At 31.6% G+C, this 15,621-nt stretch carries 18 protein-coding genes and 1 pseudogene; 18 read left to right on the forward strand and 1 reads right to left on the reverse strand.

The window, feature by feature from the left end; genetic code table 11:
- The 18 genes and pseudogenes from J3495_RS19440 to J3495_RS10990 form a co-directional block, all read left to right on the forward strand.
- Nucleotides 1–115: pseudogene (locus J3495_RS19440) on the forward strand (IS982 family transposase); the annotation flags it as partial.
- 4 nt (nucleotides 116–119) lie between these two features.
- Entirely contained in the window at nucleotides 120–1,043 is a 924-nt protein-coding gene (locus tag J3495_RS10910) for a helix-turn-helix domain-containing protein (protein ID WP_210666591.1), read from the forward strand.
- A 137-nt stretch (nucleotides 1,044–1,180) separates the two neighbouring features.
- The gene (locus J3495_RS10915; RefSeq protein ID WP_210666592.1) at nucleotides 1,181–2,170 is read left to right on the forward strand and encodes an alpha/beta fold hydrolase; all 990 of its coding nucleotides are present in this window, start codon (nucleotides 1,181–1,183) and stop codon (nucleotides 2,168–2,170) included.
- Nucleotides 2,171–2,253: 83 nt separating this feature from the next.
- On the forward strand, nucleotides 2,254–2,913 hold the full coding sequence (locus tag J3495_RS10920; RefSeq protein ID WP_210666593.1) for a hypothetical protein: 660 nt from the start codon (nucleotides 2,254–2,256) through the stop codon (nucleotides 2,911–2,913).
- Between the two features lie 16 nt (nucleotides 2,914–2,929).
- Nucleotides 2,930–3,547 carry a DUF2306 domain-containing protein gene (locus tag J3495_RS10925; protein WP_210666594.1) on the forward strand — a complete coding sequence of 206 codons (618 nt, stop codon included), beginning with the start codon at nucleotides 2,930–2,932 and terminating at the stop codon, nucleotides 3,545–3,547.
- Nucleotides 3,548–3,785: 238 nt separating this feature from the next.
- Nucleotides 3,786–4,283, forward strand: coding sequence for a hypothetical protein (locus J3495_RS10930; protein WP_210666595.1), 498 nt, complete (start codon nucleotides 3,786–3,788; stop codon nucleotides 4,281–4,283).
- A 302-nt stretch (nucleotides 4,284–4,585) separates the two neighbouring features.
- Nucleotides 4,586–4,921 carry a peptidase associated/transthyretin-like domain-containing protein gene (locus tag J3495_RS10935; RefSeq protein WP_210666596.1) on the forward strand — a complete coding sequence of 112 codons (336 nt, stop codon included), beginning with the start codon at nucleotides 4,586–4,588 and terminating at the stop codon, nucleotides 4,919–4,921.
- 93 nt (nucleotides 4,922–5,014) lie between these two features.
- The gene (locus tag J3495_RS10940; protein ID WP_210666597.1) at nucleotides 5,015–5,593 is read left to right on the forward strand and encodes a DUF4386 domain-containing protein; all 579 of its coding nucleotides are present in this window, start codon (nucleotides 5,015–5,017) and stop codon (nucleotides 5,591–5,593) included.
- A gap of 146 nt (nucleotides 5,594–5,739) precedes the next feature.
- On the forward strand, nucleotides 5,740–5,844 hold the full coding sequence (locus J3495_RS19315; RefSeq protein ID WP_210666598.1) for an SDR family NAD(P)-dependent oxidoreductase: 105 nt from the start codon (nucleotides 5,740–5,742) through the stop codon (nucleotides 5,842–5,844).
- A 35-nt stretch (nucleotides 5,845–5,879) separates the two neighbouring features.
- Complete coding sequence (locus J3495_RS19320; protein ID WP_449536204.1) at nucleotides 5,880–6,062, forward strand: SDR family NAD(P)-dependent oxidoreductase; 183 nt, start codon at nucleotides 5,880–5,882, stop codon at nucleotides 6,060–6,062.
- On the forward strand, nucleotides 6,046–6,540 hold the full coding sequence (locus tag J3495_RS19325; protein ID WP_210666599.1) for an SDR family oxidoreductase: 495 nt from the start codon (nucleotides 6,046–6,048) through the stop codon (nucleotides 6,538–6,540). The genes J3495_RS19320 and J3495_RS19325 overlap by 17 nt, the downstream gene beginning before the upstream one ends.
- Nucleotides 6,541–6,556: 16 nt before the next feature.
- The gene (locus J3495_RS10960) at nucleotides 6,557–8,368 is read left to right on the forward strand and encodes a serine hydrolase (RefSeq protein WP_210666600.1); all 1,812 of its coding nucleotides are present in this window, start codon (nucleotides 6,557–6,559) and stop codon (nucleotides 8,366–8,368) included.
- Nucleotides 8,369–8,416: 48 nt separating this feature from the next.
- Nucleotides 8,417–9,079 (forward strand): family 16 glycoside hydrolase, encoded by a 663-nt coding sequence (locus J3495_RS10965; RefSeq protein WP_210666601.1) that lies wholly within the window; start codon nucleotides 8,417–8,419, stop codon nucleotides 9,077–9,079.
- Nucleotides 9,076–9,864: an alpha/beta hydrolase gene (locus J3495_RS10970; protein WP_210666602.1), complete on the forward strand. Its 789-nt coding sequence runs from the start codon at nucleotides 9,076–9,078 to the stop codon at nucleotides 9,862–9,864. Before J3495_RS10965 ends, J3495_RS10970 begins: the two co-directional genes overlap by 4 nt.
- Nucleotides 9,865–9,874: 10 nt before the next feature.
- Nucleotides 9,875–13,021 carry a T9SS type A sorting domain-containing protein gene (locus J3495_RS10975; protein ID WP_210666603.1) on the forward strand — a complete coding sequence of 1,049 codons (3,147 nt, stop codon included), beginning with the start codon at nucleotides 9,875–9,877 and terminating at the stop codon, nucleotides 13,019–13,021.
- 51 nt (nucleotides 13,022–13,072) lie between these two features.
- Nucleotides 13,073–13,612 (forward strand): hypothetical protein, encoded by a 540-nt coding sequence (locus J3495_RS10980; protein WP_210666604.1) that lies wholly within the window; start codon nucleotides 13,073–13,075, stop codon nucleotides 13,610–13,612.
- Nucleotides 13,606–14,025, forward strand: a complete 420-nt coding sequence (locus tag J3495_RS10985; protein WP_210666605.1) for a thiol-disulfide oxidoreductase DCC family protein — start codon at nucleotides 13,606–13,608, stop codon at nucleotides 14,023–14,025. Before J3495_RS10980 ends, J3495_RS10985 begins: the two co-directional genes overlap by 7 nt.
- A gap of 83 nt (nucleotides 14,026–14,108) precedes the next feature.
- Nucleotides 14,109–14,402 (forward strand): ankyrin repeat domain-containing protein, encoded by a 294-nt coding sequence (locus J3495_RS10990; protein ID WP_210666606.1) that lies wholly within the window; start codon nucleotides 14,109–14,111, stop codon nucleotides 14,400–14,402.
- A gap of 431 nt (nucleotides 14,403–14,833) precedes the next feature.
- On the opposite strand, the gene istB is transcribed toward J3495_RS10990, so the two are convergent.
- Nucleotides 14,834–15,571: an IS21-like element helper ATPase IstB gene (istB, locus tag J3495_RS10995; RefSeq protein ID WP_210666607.1), complete on the reverse strand. Its 738-nt coding sequence runs from the start codon at nucleotides 15,569–15,571 to the stop codon at nucleotides 14,834–14,836.
- Between the last annotated feature and the right edge of the window lie 50 nt (nucleotides 15,572–15,621).

Below are 15,621 nucleotides of genomic sequence, written 5' to 3' on the forward strand. Positions count from 1 at the left end.
CAGCGATATTAAAAAATTATTCCCCAGAACAATACATGCTGTTACATTGGAAGGATTTCTAATAAAGCTTACATTGTTTGTATTCGGATTACAATTAAATAAAACAATTAACTAGCAACTTGAATTATTTATATACAGCATCAGCAACAAATCAATTAAAAAAATGGAAAATAGAGTTATTACATTTTTTGCCCGTCATAATTTCTTTTTTTTCATTATTTAATTTCCTTCAATTACCAAATGAAACTAAAATTTTAGTATTTAAAAACGAAGGGAGAGGTTATGAAACTTTACTTATTTTTACTTTAATAGCTATTATTTGCTCTGGAATTATTTATGTCATTTGTTCATTACTATTACTCAAAAAACACAAAAAAAACATTCTAAATCAATTTTCATATTCCGAAAAGATTAATCTAGCGTGGTTACGTTATTTAATCTATGGAATTGGTTTAATTTGGATTTTTATTATTTTAGGAAATGATAAATTAATATATTCAGTAGTTGTTTTATTTGTTATTTTTATTGGTTATTTCGGTATTAATCAAGTGGGGATATTTACAAAAAAAAATCAATTAATTGATAATAAAAGTATAATTCAAAATGAAATCAATCAACCCTTTGATGATGAAATTATAAAAGAAAACAAACCTTCAAAATATTTAAAGTCTGGTTTAAATCAAGAGGCTGCTTTTGAGATATATGAAGTACTAAAAACTAGAATGACTAAAGAGCAACTTTACGTTAATTCCGAATTAACTCTTGTAGAATTAGCGCAAATTTTAGATGTTTACCCAAACAATTTATCACAGGTCATTAATACTTTTGAACAAAAAAACTTTTACGATTATATCAATACCAAAAGAGTAGAATTATTCTTAAAACTCGTTGCAATCCCCGAAAACAAAAAATATACTATTCTATCACTTGCATTTGAATGTGGTTTTAATTCAAAATCCTCGTTTAATAAATACTTCAAAAAAGTTACAAATATGACCCCTTCTGAATATTTAAATTTGCTAAAAGAAAGAACCAATTTTTAATCATCTAAATTTAATTTTCTTACATTGCTGATTATCAATATTCAATAATTATAATTAGTCCCCACTTTCACGCAAGGTCGATTGGTTGGTTTAATTTGACAAATATTTGCCAAATAAAAATAAAAATTAAATCAATTATGAAATTAAAACCTTTCTTGTTAAAAGTAACTTTTTTACTTTTAGTTACTTCTCAATTTTCTTGTACAGAAATTGATTCAAACGAACCAGGCGCTTTAGTTCCAAAAACTGTTGACCAAGACGCAACTTTGCCTTCAATTTCTGTTAACGGAACGATGCTTCACTCAGAGACTTTTGGTAATCCAAGCAATTCAATGGTGGTTTTTTTACACGGTGGTCCTGGCGCCGACTACAGAAGCGGATTAAACGTAAAACAATTAGCTGATAATGGCTACTTTGTTGTCTTTTATGACCAAAGAGGTGCAGGTTTGTCAAAAAGACATGATAAAAACAGTTATTCTCTTCAATTAATTTTAGATGATTTAAATGCTGTAATTGAACACTACAAAACAGCACCGAATCAAAAAGTTTTCTTGTTTGGACATTCTTGGGGTGGAATGTTAGCCACAGCCTTTATTAATAAAAATCCAAATAAAATAACAGGTGCAATTTTGGCTGAAGCTGGTGGATTAAAGTGGGGAGAAACAAAGGAATATCTTGAAAAAACAAAAAAAATAGAACTATTTTCAGAGGCTACTAATGATGTTTTATATTTAGATCAATTTTTGACGGGTACAAAAAAACAACATGAAGTTTTGGATTACAAATCAGCAATTCAATCATCCTTTTCTTATGCTGGTGGAAATGTAGAAGGTATTGAAGCTTCGTCTCCATTTTGGAGGTATGGTGCTGTTTCACTTATTAGTTTAACTGAAGTTGCAGAAAAAGATAACTTTGACTTTACCACTAATTTAAATCAATTTCAAAAAAAGGTTTTAATTCTTTTTAGTGAAAATAATAAAGCTTTTGGTTCGTCTTATGCTCAAAAACAAGCTAATTATTTTCCAGTTCATCAAATTATAAGAATTGATGATACTGGGCACGAAATGATCTATTTTAAGTGGAATAGTGTATATCCAAAAGTTCTTACTTATTTGAACTCCTTATAATATCATACTATTAACAGTACAAGATTTTTCTAAAAAAAATTAAAACAGAACTTTTTTTCTCTAACAAAACTATCAAAATACAAATGAAGTCTAATTTTTATATATCACTAATTTTTTTAATTGCAACAAATTCATTTTCTCAAAATATAAATTGGAGAAGTCTAAAGAATGAGCAAAAACATATCATCAGTTTAAACATCGGACTCCTTTACGGTACAACTATTGACCTAGGGTACGGTCATAAACTAAACACTAAACTCCCTATGATTTTAAATGCTGAATTCTCTACATCATTTGGAGATACTGCTTTGGACGATTTTAAAACAAAAATTGGCGCACAAGCAGAAGTACTCAAAATAGGTGGATTTTCAACCACTCTTAAAGCATATGGCGTTTTTAGAAGATTTGAGAATGACAATGCACAACTATTAAATTTCGGAAGTGAATTATCGGCGGTATCAGGATATTATAAGTCCAAGTGGTATGTGGCTGGAGAATTTGGTTTTGATAAAGCAATAGTTACTCATATTAAGCACAGCGATGTTTTGAAAAATTATTACCCAGGAATTAAAAGTGGTTGGTACATACCAACTGCAGGTAACTTCTTTTACGGTGTTCAATCGGGTTTTTCTCTCGGTCGCAATGATCTAAACTTAAGAGCAGGAACTATGGCAACACAAGACTTTAAAAGTACTCCAACTTTGCCATTCTATTTTCAGATTGGAATTAATAGAAAGATATAAATCTGTATAGATTATTATGGTAAAAAAAATCAGTTTTTCCCTGTTGGCAATTTTAGCTATTCTATTCAGTTTAATGCCTTTTGCATTCTATTTCTATGATATTACTTTCGGAATAATTAATACAAAATCACTTGAAGTTTTATCTAATTTAACTTGGAAAATTACATTTCATATTCATATTATTTCTGCAGGAATTGCATTATCAATAGGCTGGATTCAATTTGTTCCAAAAATCAGAAATAAATACATGAGTTTTCATAAGATAATTGGGAATACCTATTTTATTTCAGCTATAATTAGTTCACTTGCTTCAATTTTTATTAGTTTTTATGCTACTGGAGGTAAAATACAAATTATAGGATTTACAATATTAGGAATAATTTGGTTTTATACCACTTTGATGGGCTTTTTTTACATTAAAAGTGAAGAGTTTGAGCTTCATCAAAAAATGATGGTCTTTAGTTATTCAGCATGTTTTTCAGGAGTAACATTAAGAATATGGTTGCCGTTGTTAGAATTGATTTTTGATGATTTCAACACAACTTATGCAACTGTTGCTTGGCTATGCTGGATTCCTAATTTGATAGTTGCATTTATAATTAATAACAGTTTACATAATAAGTATGTAGAATAATTTAAAGACACAATTCGTCAAATTTCATTTGTCAAATGATAATCTTTATTTTCTTTTTAGTTTCATTTCTTATCATTTGGTAAGAGCCAACTATCTCCATAAAATTAAATTTGCTTTTGATAGATCATTATAGCATCTATAATGCCCTATCATAAATTATAGGGTTTAATTAATTGCACTCGAATTTATTTTAAGATACTATAAATTTTTTTAATTCTAATAAATAAAAAACACAAAAATGAAAACATTTTTTTTAGTCATGATTCTATTGTTTAATAGTTTCATGATACTAGCACAAAATTTACCAGAGTTCAATGACAAACCAGCATACTACGATTCTAAATCAAAGAAAACTACAGAACTGGAAAAATCACAATATAATTCAATGGCAAAAGCCAGAGGGCTTTTCAGTGCCGAAGGCGGTTTCTTTTTGAATGGTGTTTCATCAAGTAGTAAAATTGCAAAACAACCCGAATTAATGTTTGTTGTAAAAGTGATTTCAGGAACAGATCCTACATCAGTATTTGATTTGGTTCGCTTTGAAATTAGAAAAGACAAAAGAGTTTTTATTACCACAAAAGCCAAAGCAACAAGTACTACAACTTCTTTTGAAAAAATAAGTTATGGGGTAAAAAAAATCAAAGATGAATACTATTACTTGATTGTGAAAAATATGGAAAAAGGAGAATACTTCTTTGGTTCTAATGAATTTATGTTTGCATTTAGCATTATTTAGCAACATAAAAAAGCAATTGATAATTTTAAATCTATTTTATGCAAAAGCAAAAATTTTGCTTCCAAAAGTTATAGTGATTATTTTATTGCAACTGATGTTGGTTTTAATCTAAGAAATGACATCATCCACTTGTTCTCAACAAACAACTTCAATAACAAATTTGCAATAAATTTTGAAGGCGTCAGCAATGCAAATAGTGGAGGTGAAATTAGAATTACCTAAAAAGTTTTAAAAACAATTTTAATATAAAAAGGGAAATAATGAAAAAAATTATTTTGATTTTATGTTTTATACCATTTCTATTGGCATCAACTTGTGAAAGTGATCCAATTGATGATGTTGTGTGTACTACACAAGCTTTTGCTGGACTACAAGTAAAAGTAAGTTTGCAAAATGGAAATTTACCAAATCCTTCGGGTGTAACCGTAATTGCACGAGATGATAATTACTCTGAAACTCTAAAAGAAATTGGCATAGTTCACACCGATTTTGTTGGAGCATATGAACGAAAAGGAACATATATTATAACTGTTTCAAAAAATGGATACAAAACTTATACCTCAAATTCAATAGTTGTAAAAGCAGATAGATGCCACGTGAGTACAGAACAAATTAATGTGGTTTTGCAACCTGAATAGAAGGAGTATCATTTGATATTTACGAAGAACTAAAAAATATGTAAAAGGACTAAAAGTAAAAAAACAAGTCCAATATAAATTAAGATATAAATCATGGCAAACAAGCTTTCTATAGTTGAAATTAATAATGCTAAAATAATTGGACTTTTGTTTTTATTGGCTTTTCCTGCTTATGGTTTTGGACAATACTACTTCGAAAACGAAAACACCAAAACTATTGGTGCACTGTTACTACTTATAAATTCAGTTATTGTAATTTCTATTGGTTTTTTGCTACGAGAAGCAATAAATCAATTTAGACCAAGTATAGCCTTTGTCTACCTTTTTACGAGAATATATGAAGGAATATTACTAGCCAGTGTGGTTTTAAATCTTCTAACTGAAATTCGCATCTTTTCTGGTCTTGTTTATTTTATAGCTATGTTGGTTTTAGGCTTAGGAAGCATACCAATGTGTTTAACGTTATTCAAGTACAGAATAACTCCTAGTTGGCTAGCAATTTGGGGAATAGTAGGATATGCTTTATTAGCTTTCGGTTTTTTAATGGAGTTAATGAATTTAGAGTGGAGCATGTATTTCGTTCCATTAGGAGGATTATGGGAAATAACTTTTGGAGTTTGGCTGATTACTAGAAAAAAAAGTCAATCAACCCAGTGGGCCAAATTATGTTAAGAAATTAAACGGTAATGTTACTATTCATATCTATTAGTTTTATTTCAAACACAAACGATAGTTTTAAAAACAACAATATCAATAAATTAAAAAAGGATGTGATTCATCCGATGGGTTAAATTAATAAATAAAGGGTATATAATTTTATGAGATTAGAAAATAAAATAGCACTAATAACGGGTGCATCACGAGGTATAGGAAAGGCAATTGCTGAAGTTTTTCATGAGCAAGGAGCAACAAGCAACAAGTAATAATAACGGATATTAATAATTATGAAGGTACCATCGTGGTTCATTCACTTGGTGAAAAAAGCGAATATTATCAACTTGATGTCCAAAAAGAAGGTGATTGGATTGAAATTTCGAACCTAATAAAAGCAAAATACGGAAAGTTAGATATTCTAGTAAACAATGCTGGAATAACAGGGTTTTTAGAGACCAATGGGCCTTTTGATGCTGAAAAATGTTGATATAGATTCTTGTGAAGAAGTTCACAAGGTCAATGCAACTGGTACAATGTTAGGGTGTAAATATGCAATTGCACTAATGAAAGAAAACGGAGGAAGTATTATTAATATTTCGTCAAGAAGCGGAATTGTGGGCATTCCAGCAGCCGTGGCCTATGCGTCGAGTAAAGCAGCTGTACGAAATCACACTAAAAGTGTAGCACTTTATTGTGCTGAAAAGGGCTACAAGATCAGATGCAACAGTGTGCACCCAGCAGCAATTATGACTTCAATGTGGGACACAATGTTTGGTGAAGGTCTAGAAAGAGAAAAAATGATTAAACAAGTTGAAGCTGGAATTCCCTTAGGGAAATTTGGAGAAGCAATTGATGTTGCTTATGGTGTTTTGTATTTGGCAAGTGACGAAAGCAAGTACGTAAAAGGAATAGAATTAACAATCGACGGTGGAATTTTAGCAGGAAGTCAAGCAAATCCTAAATAATTTTAAAATTATAAACATGCACTTTAAATATATATTTATCTTCTTTTTCCTTTCAAGTATTTCTTACTCTCAATACGAAAGTGGTTTGAAGAAAACTATTAAAAATTTATTAAAACAAGAAAAAATTGTTGGTGCAGTATGGTGTACTATTTCACAAAATGGAAATAGTACAATAGACTCTTATGGCTATAAAAACAATCAAACACGCGAGATTATTTCTTCAAATGCTAAAATGAATGTTGGTTCAGTGTCAAAAACAGTCTTAGCAGCTGGTGTGTTAAGAATGGTAACATTAGGATTGCTAAAATTAGATGATCCAGTTAAAAAATACTTGCCGAGTTTGCCCATTGAAAACCAATGGGATAAAACAAATACAGTAACAATTAGACATTTATTAGATAACACTTCGGGATTAACGGATGCTAGACTTTGGCATATTTTTAGTTCAACCGCAAAGGCAGATACACCATTAAATAAAGTATATCAAGGTGATGTTTCAGTTTTAAAAGTGCAATACAAGCCAGGCTCGATTGATTCGTATTCAAATTTGGGTTATTCAATTTTGGGAATGGTAATTGAAAAAATTACCAAGCAACCTTATGAAAGCTATTTAGACAATACTATTTTAAAACCATTAGGTATGACTGAAAGCACTTTTCATTTTATCTCACAATCTGGAAAATTTGCCGATGAAAAATTAGCTTTTGGTCATTTTGACAATGGAAATCCTGTTGCATCAATACCAATGTATTTGAGAGCTGCTGGACAATTCACTACTACAGCAAACGATATGGCAAAGTTTATGTGGTTTATGATGTCTGACGGATTGGTGAATGGCAAAACTTTGATTGATAAAAACCTTTTGTCAAAAGTAGGTATTCAAAAGTCTACTGATGCTTACAAAAAAGGTGTTCCTTACGGTTATGCATTAGGTGCTTATCAGCGTGATCGTTATGGTGCCGTTGGTGTGGCAAAAAACGGAAACACCCTAGGATTTTCAGCTATGCTGTATATGTTTCCTGAAAGTAAAAAGGCATTCTTTATAGCTTATAATATGGATAGTGAAACTGCCGATTACGACTTGTTTAATAATGAGTTTACAAACTATCTAGGCGTAAATAAAATTAACAAAAATTTAAAGAAACAAAAAATTGAAAATTCTTTAACTGAATGGAATGGATACTACATACCAATAATCACAGTGGTCAAACCATTTAAATTGATTGATTGGGTGTTCTCAAATACAAAAGTTGCTTTTTTAGGAAATGATTTGGTAATCAGACCATTTCAGGGTAAAAATAAAACTTTATTTTATTTAGGGAATAATACATTTTCTATGAAAGGCAGAACGAATGTTACTCACACTTTGTATAAGGATCAAAATGGTGATTTACTGATTTCTGATGGAATTAGAACAATTAAGAAAGTAAGTGGAATTAAAATTTTGAGTATAGCATTTAGTTTTCTTATTGGTATATTATCTATATTTTACTTTTTTGTTAATGGTTTAATCCGATTTTTTAAAAACAAAGCGTCTTATTTTAAGGAAACCTATTCCTTAATGTTTGCTGCATCATTATTCTTACTAGTTTCAATATTTCTATTCTCTTTCCAGCCATTTATGGAAATGGGAAATTTGACATTCATTAATATACTTTTATTTGCATCCTCTATTTTATTGTCAATAGCTTCAATTTATGTCTTAATTCATAAATTAATTGGTAAAGAAAATTTTATGTCTTTTGATTTTTTGGCAACATTTTCAATTGCGCAATTTTCTATTTTGCTGATAATTAATGGTGTATTTCCGGTAATTATGTGGCAATAAAAAAAAGACTTACTTAAAATTCGTTTAAAACTTTCATAATTAAATACAATGAAAAAACTAAATATAATTTGTATGATGTTAATTAGCTTGTTAACATACTCTCAAAAAGAGCAAAAATTGAACCTTTTCAAGCTTATTAAAACCAATCAATTAAGAATTATAAACCGAGAAGCAAAAGTAATCGATAGCCTTTCAAATAGTTATATCAAACTTTCAGAAAACAAAAGCGAAGGAATAGTTTGGTTACCAATTAAAGACTTTAAAAACGGCACAATTAAAATTGAAATGCGTGGTAAAAATGTACAAAAAAGTTTTATTGGCATAGCTTTTCACGGTCAAGATGACAATACATACGATGCAGTCTATTGCCGACCTTTCAATTTTATTGCAAAAGATTCAATAAGGCGGGTTCATGCTATTCAATATATATCGCATCCAATTGATACTTGGAAAAAATTACGAGAAGAGAAAAACAGTCTTTACGAAAAAGAAATTGTCAATCCGCCAAATCCTGATGGTTGGTTTGCAATGACAATAGTTGTCGATAATAAATCGGTTAAAGCTTATATAAATGATGCTAAAAAACCAGCATTAGAAGTCGATAAATTAAATAACTATCGAAATGGTAAGATAGGTCTTTTTATGGGTGACGATAGTGGTGGAGATTTTAAAAATGTTATTGTAAAACAGTACAAAGATGAAGTTAAATGAAAAACAATAGGGGAATTGTATTTATTCATGGACTTCACGAAAATGCAAATAGTTGGTCACTTTGGATTGTATATTTTCAAAATCTTGGCTATAAGTGTTATGCACCCAATTATCCGTTTCATGATGGAAATCCAGCTGATCTAAGAAAAAATCCAAATCAGCAATTGAAAAAAATTAGTTTAAGTGACGTCATAAAGCATTACACAGAGTTTATTGAATGTCATAAGTTAAATCCAATTTTAATCGGACATTCTATGGGTGGATTAGTTGTTCAAAAACTAATTCAAAACAAAATTGGCATTATGGGTATTTGTATTACTTCGGCAGCACCAAAAGGTATTTGGAGTTTTAAATGGAGTCATATTAAATCTAATTTAAGTACGGTAAATCCATTTATGGGGAATAGTCTTTTTTGTGGTACCAAAAAATGGTTTCGTTATGCTATATGCAATACATTGACTAGTGAGATTTCAGATGAGATTTATGAAAAAGCAGTTGTCCCTGAAAGCCGTAAAATAGCTAGAAGTAGTAGGTTGGATGATGGTTATATCGACTTCAACAAGCCACATAAGCCGTTGCTCTTTGTTAGTGCAGAAAAGGATCACATTATACCAAGTAGCTTAAACAGAAGGAATTTTTGTGCTTACCAAAGCACAACTAGCAAAAAAAACTTCATAGAGTTCCATTCAAAATCACATTCAATTTGTGTTCAAGAACATTGGGAGGAAGTTGCAAAATATATTCATGATTGGATAACAACAAACCAAAATAATTTTAACATTTAATGAGTTAATTATGAATTCAACTTTACATAAAAAAGCACTTAATATAGTATTGATTTTGTTTTCCTTAGTTTCAATGGCTCAGACAACCTATTACGTTGATGCTAATAGAGTCGATAATTCAGGTGCAGGTACAAGCTGGGCATCAGCAAAACGTGATTTACAAATTGCTATAAACAGTGCAACAAGCGGTGATGCCATTTGGGTAAAAGCAGGAACCTACTTACCAACACACGACCCCTTTGGAAGTACAACACCAGCAGACAACCGAGACAAAACCTTTACCCTCAAAAGCGGTGTAAAAATTTACGGCGGCTTTTTAGGAAATGAAACGCTGTTAAATCAAAGAAATTGGGAAACTAACGTTACTACACTGAGTGGTGATTTAGGAACTCTCAATACTTTAACCGACAACGCCTATCATGTCGTTGTAAGTGTTAACTTGTCTAATATAACTGCTTTAGATGGTTTTTTAATTACAAAAGGTTATGCAACGGCACCCGGTGCTTCACGAATCATTCTTAATACACGAGAGGTAGATCGTTACAAAGCTGGTGGTGTTTATAACATCAGTTCAGCTACAACTTTTGCAAATTGCACCATAAAAGGGAATAGTGCCGATTGCACTAATCAGGATGACGATTCTTGGGGTGCTGGAGCAGTTAATTTAAATTGCACATCAACATTTACTAACTGTATTATCGATAGCAATTCGTTTTTGGTTGGAGGAAATAGTTTTGGTGTTTTTGGAGCAGGTATGCTAATTGCTGGAGGTAATTGTACCCTTGATAAATGCATCTTTTCAAACAATACAAGCGGCTCAGGATTTATCGCTGGCTCTGTGGGAGGTGCTATAGAATTAAATGGTACGCATACCATAACTAATACTGTTTTTTATAATAACTCAGCTCAAAATGCGGCAGCACTTAAATTTGGTGGGGCTGATTCAAATACATCAACGATAACTAATTGCAGTTTTATTAATAATACGTCATCATTTGTAGGAACTGCTTATCAAGGATTTTCTAAAGCAACTTTTAAAAACTGCTTGTTTTGGAACAATGCACCAACCGCAAATGCAGGTGTTCCAGGGAGAAATGAAATTTACAGTGAAGACAATAGAGTGGGTTTTCAACCGACTTTTCAAAACTGTATTATCAGAGATGCCACTGGAAGTCCTTTAGCCATAGCCAATTCTGTTTTACTTAATTGTTTAAATAGTAACCCGCTCCTTGTTAATGCTTCAGATGGTGATGGCGCAGACAATAAATGGGCAACTGCAGATGATGGATTGGCAATACAAAACTTAAGTCCAGCAAAAAACTTTGGACTAACTGGTGCAGGAATTCCAACTACTGACATTATTGGAACTTCTAGGGACACACAACCTGATTTAGGCGCTTATGAATATGCAGTACCTTGTGTAAATCCAACAGCATATACTTTAAGTGGAGGTGGTGCTTATTGTGCTGGTGGTACTGGGCAAGTTGTGGTAGTTTTAGATTCTGAAATTGGGATTACCTATCAACTTAAAAATAATGGAACTGATGTTGGAACTCCAATTGCAGGAACAGGAAATTCAATTGGATTCGGGAATCAAACAGCGGCTGGTGTTTATACTGTTGTTGCTACAAGAACAACTGGCGGTTGCTCCACTACAATGACCGGAAGTTTAACAATTACTGTAAATCCGAATAGTACACCAACATTTACAGCTGTGAATGCGGTTTGTTCAGGTGCAACCTTGTCGGCTTTGCCAACCACTTCTAACAATGGAATTACTGGAACTTGGTCACCAGCGTTGAATAATACGCAAACCACAACGTATACTTTTACACCAACAGCAGGTCAATGTGCCACCACGGCCACATTGACAATTACAGTAAATCCCAATAGTTCACCAATATTTACAGCTGTGAATGCGATTTGTTCAGGTACAACATTGTCGGCATTGCCAACAACATCCACCAATGGAATTACTGGAACTTGGTCACCAGCGTTGAATAATACGCAAACCACAACTTATACTTTTACACCAACAGCAGGACAATGTGCCACCACCGCCACATTGACAATTACGGTAAATCCGAATAGTACTCCAACATTTACAGCTGTGAATGCGATTTGTTCAGGTGCAACATTGTCGGCATTGCCAACCACTTCTAACAATGGGATTACTGGAACTTGGTCACCAGCGTTGAATAATACACAAACCACAACCTATACTTTTACACCAACAGCAGGTCAATGTGCCACCACTACCACATTGACAATTACAGTAAATCCGAATAGTACACCAACATTTACAGCTGTAAATGCGATTTGTTCAGGTGCAACATTGTCGGCTTTGCCAACCACTTCTAACAATGGAATTACTGGAACTTGGTCGCCAGCGTTGAATAATACGCAAACCACAACGTATACTTTTACACCAACAGCAGGTCAATGTGCCACCACGGCCACATTGACAATTACTGTAAATCCGAATAGTACACCAACATTTACAGCTGTGAATGCGGTTTGTTCAGGTGCAACCTTGTCGGCTTTGCCAACCACTTCTAACAATGGAATTACTGGAACTTGGTCACCAGCGTTGAATAATACGCAAACCACAACGTATACTTTTACACCATCAGCAAGACAGTGTGCTACTACCGCGACATTGACAATTACTGTGAATAATACGCCACCACCAATTGCTCAAAGTATTCAGGATGGTTGTTCAACTGCAACATTAGCAGATTTTGTAGTAGATGGACAAAATCTCTTATGGTACGAATCATCTACAAGTACAACAGTGCTGCCGATAACAACAGTTCTGGTTGCAAATACTGTGTATTATGTTTCTCAAACTATTTCTGGTTGTGAAAGTGCAATGAGGACTCCAGTTACTGCGAAGGGTCCTTGCCTAAAAGTTGAGCGTTTCGATGATTTAAATTTCACCTACAGTCCAAATCCAGTTTCAGACTATCTAGATGTATCCTATTCAGAAAAAATCTCGAACTATGAAATAATTAATAGTATTGGTCAATTTGTTTCAAGTAAATATGAAGACAACAAGAATTTTGAAATTAATATGAAAAATTTACCGGCAGGAGTTTATTTCATAAGATTATTTTCTGAAGGCAAAATGAAAACAATAAAGATTATTAAAAAATAAGAATAGTAAAAAGTAAAAATATTTGCTATCTGACTTAAAAAATTTAAAGTAATGAAATTCGATAAAAAAGAGATAATTGAAATAATAGAAAATGCTTTTACTTATATCGTTGTAATGGCGATGTTTGCTTACGGAATAGGTAAAGTAATTCAGTTTGATGGAGCAATAGCAATTAATAAAAAAGTCTCAGAATTGACCGGAATGCAATTAATGTGGGCATTTTACGGCTATTCAAAACCATTTGTTTTAATATTAGGCGCACTCGAAATTACAGGTGGTATTTTGATGCTGATTAAAAAGACTAGAATCTTAGGTTGCTTATTTGTTTCAACTATATTAGTAAATGTAATCCTCCAAGATATTTTTTATAGTGTCAATTTAGGTGCGTTAAAAGCCGCAATAATTTATCAACTATTTATTGTAGCTATTTTATGGTTTAGCAAACAAAAAGTAATACAAATTTTCAGAATAATAACAAGTATTGAAAAGATTGCGGCTTCAAAAAAGAAGTTTTTTTTAAAAGTTATCTTTTCATTATTACTTTTTGTAGCAATTAGAATTCTTGAATTTTATGTAACAACAAAATGGTAAAAAAAAGAAATGAACTAGATAAAGGAATTGTTCTGTTTGATGGCGAATGTAATTTTTGCAATTCGACGGTACTCTTCTTAATTAAATATGATAAAAGAGATAAACTACGTTTTGCCTCTCAACAAAGTGAAATAGGAATGAACTTATTACATGCAAATTCATACTATGAGAGTTCATTAAACACAATTATTTTCATCAATAACAAACAAGTTTTTGTAAAAACAGAAGCTTTACTTGAGATATGTAAATTGTTAGTTGGTCTTCCAAGAATTTTCATTGTTGCTAAAATAATCCCTATAAAAATCAGAGATTACTGTTATGCTGTTTTCTCAAAATACAGGTATAAGTTATTTGGAAAGAAAAGCGAATGCGTGGTGCCAACCAATGAAATTAGAATGAAATTTTTAACCTAATTGTAATTTGAAAATAAATTACTAGATCCACTAAGGTATCTCTATAAAGTTATTCTATACTACAAAGAAAAAAATAAATTAAAATGGGAGGAGATTGGAAAGATATGTTTCAGGGTGTTAAAAACAACGACCTCGATTTAGTAAAATACTATATAAAGATTGGTGTTGATTTAAATTATCAACATCCCGAGTACTTTACAAGTGTATTGGTTGAAAGCATTAGAATGAATAATCTAGAAATGATGATCTTACTTTTACAAAATGGTGCTTTACCAGATGTAAAGGAAGTTTATTCAAATAAGGTGCCCATTACAATAGCTCTAGAAAATAAAAATTATCAAGCTGTAGCTATTTTGAATCAATATATGGAGATCTAATTATTAAAACATACAGTAATTTTTTTTGAAAACTTACTGTATTTATTGGCAGTAGTACAAATTTTTCTATGATGAATTATACTTTAAACTATTTATAATCATGTAGAAATCAAATAATTTAAATTATAAAATGCATAAAGACATAATAAAAACTCTAATCATTAGAGATTTAGAGAAACTGAAAACGGAAATTTCTCTTTATAAAAGTGAAGATAATCTATGGATTACAGATGGTTTAATTAATAATTCTGCAGGGAATTTGTGCTTACATTGCAAATTCCGGTGATATTGATCACCCCATTCCAATTTAAAGTGAGCACCTGATTCCAGTTCAAAATGACCACCTAATTCCGGAGCAAAATGACCACCTCCGTTTTGATTAAAAACTATATTTTTTCATCTGTTAATTAGTATTCAAATATAATAAAATATCACTCTTTGTTTATTCCTCTTTTCTTTCTCATCGATTCTCCATGTAATTCAAGCCTGTGAGATTGGTGTATCAGTCTGTCTAATATTGCATCTGCTATCGTTTTTTCTCCAATTATATCATACCATCCTTGAACTGGGATTTGTGATGTCACTATTATAGAGCCGTTATTATGCCTGTCCTCTATGATCTCCAAAAGAGTAATTCGGTTATGGCTGTCAAGTGCTTGGAGTCCAAAATCATCAAGTATTATAACATCCTGTCTTTGTATTTTGGTAAGTTCCCGCAGATAAGTACCATCTGCTTTAGCCATTTTTAGTCTAGCAAACAATTTTGAGGTATTAAAATAACTTACCTTAAAACCCTGTATACAGGCTTGATAACCTAATGCAGTACCTAAATAACTTTTACCGACACCGGTGCTTCCAGTGATTAAAATGTTTTCGTTTTTCTCTATAAATTCGCATTCTGCCAGACGCAGTACCATCTTTCGGTCCAGGTTACGTGATACATCGAAATTGATACTTTCAATATTTGATTTGTAATGGAATTTGGCATTAGTGATACTTCGTTCAATACGATGATTGTACCTTTCATCCCATTCTGCATCAATAATCATCGATACAAACTGGTCAAGGGTATAATGATCTGTTTTTCCGCTTTCAATGGCTGTTTTAAAAGCATTAAACATGCCATAAAGCTTCATTTGTTTCATTTTGGTTACTGTGGATTCATTCATTTTTTCAAGACTTAATTTAGTTATAATAGTGTTTTCCTCTTATGTTACTG

It is taken from the genome of Flavobacterium geliluteum, from assembly GCF_017948595.1.
Taxonomy (GTDB): domain Bacteria; phylum Bacteroidota; class Bacteroidia; order Flavobacteriales; family Flavobacteriaceae; genus Flavobacterium; species Flavobacterium flavipigmentatum.

Bases quoted from the DNA above. Each gene is read 5' to 3' on its own strand.
- J3495_RS10920 (WP_210666593.1), top strand. From the start codon at position 2,254: ATGAAGTCTAATTTTTATATATCACTAATTTTTTTAATTGCAACAAAT.
- J3495_RS10960 (WP_210666600.1), top strand. From the start codon at position 6,557: ATGCACTTTAAATATATATTTATCTTCTTTTTCCTTTCAAGTATTTCT.
- J3495_RS10965 (WP_210666601.1), top strand. From the start codon at position 8,417: ATGAAAAAACTAAATATAATTTGTATGATGTTAATTAGCTTGTTAACA.
- J3495_RS10990 (WP_210666606.1), top strand. From the start codon at position 14,109: ATGGGAGGAGATTGGAAAGATATGTTTCAGGGTGTTAAAAACAACGAC.
- J3495_RS10980 (WP_210666604.1), top strand. From the start codon at position 13,073: ATGAAATTCGATAAAAAAGAGATAATTGAAATAATAGAAAATGCTTTT.
- J3495_RS10940 (WP_210666597.1), top strand. From the start codon at position 5,015: ATGGCAAACAAGCTTTCTATAGTTGAAATTAATAATGCTAAAATAATT.
- J3495_RS10985 (WP_210666605.1), top strand. From the start codon at position 13,606: ATGGTAAAAAAAAGAAATGAACTAGATAAAGGAATTGTTCTGTTTGAT.
- J3495_RS10970 (WP_210666602.1), top strand. From the start codon at position 9,076: ATGAAAAACAATAGGGGAATTGTATTTATTCATGGACTTCACGAAAAT.
- J3495_RS10930 (WP_210666595.1), top strand. From the start codon at position 3,786: ATGAAAACATTTTTTTTAGTCATGATTCTATTGTTTAATAGTTTCATG.
- J3495_RS10915 (WP_210666592.1), top strand. From the start codon at position 1,181: ATGAAATTAAAACCTTTCTTGTTAAAAGTAACTTTTTTACTTTTAGTT.
- J3495_RS10975 (WP_210666603.1), top strand. From the start codon at position 9,875: ATGAATTCAACTTTACATAAAAAAGCACTTAATATAGTATTGATTTTG.
- J3495_RS19315 (WP_210666598.1), top strand. From the start codon at position 5,740: ATGAGATTAGAAAATAAAATAGCACTAATAACGGGTGCATCACGAGGT.
- J3495_RS19325 (WP_210666599.1), top strand. From the start codon at position 6,046: ATGCTGAAAAATGTTGATATAGATTCTTGTGAAGAAGTTCACAAGGTC.
- istB (WP_210666607.1), bottom strand. From the start codon at position 15,571: ATGAATGAATCCACAGTAACCAAAATGAAACAAATGAAGCTTTATGGC.
- J3495_RS10925 (WP_210666594.1), top strand. From the start codon at position 2,930: ATGGTAAAAAAAATCAGTTTTTCCCTGTTGGCAATTTTAGCTATTCTA.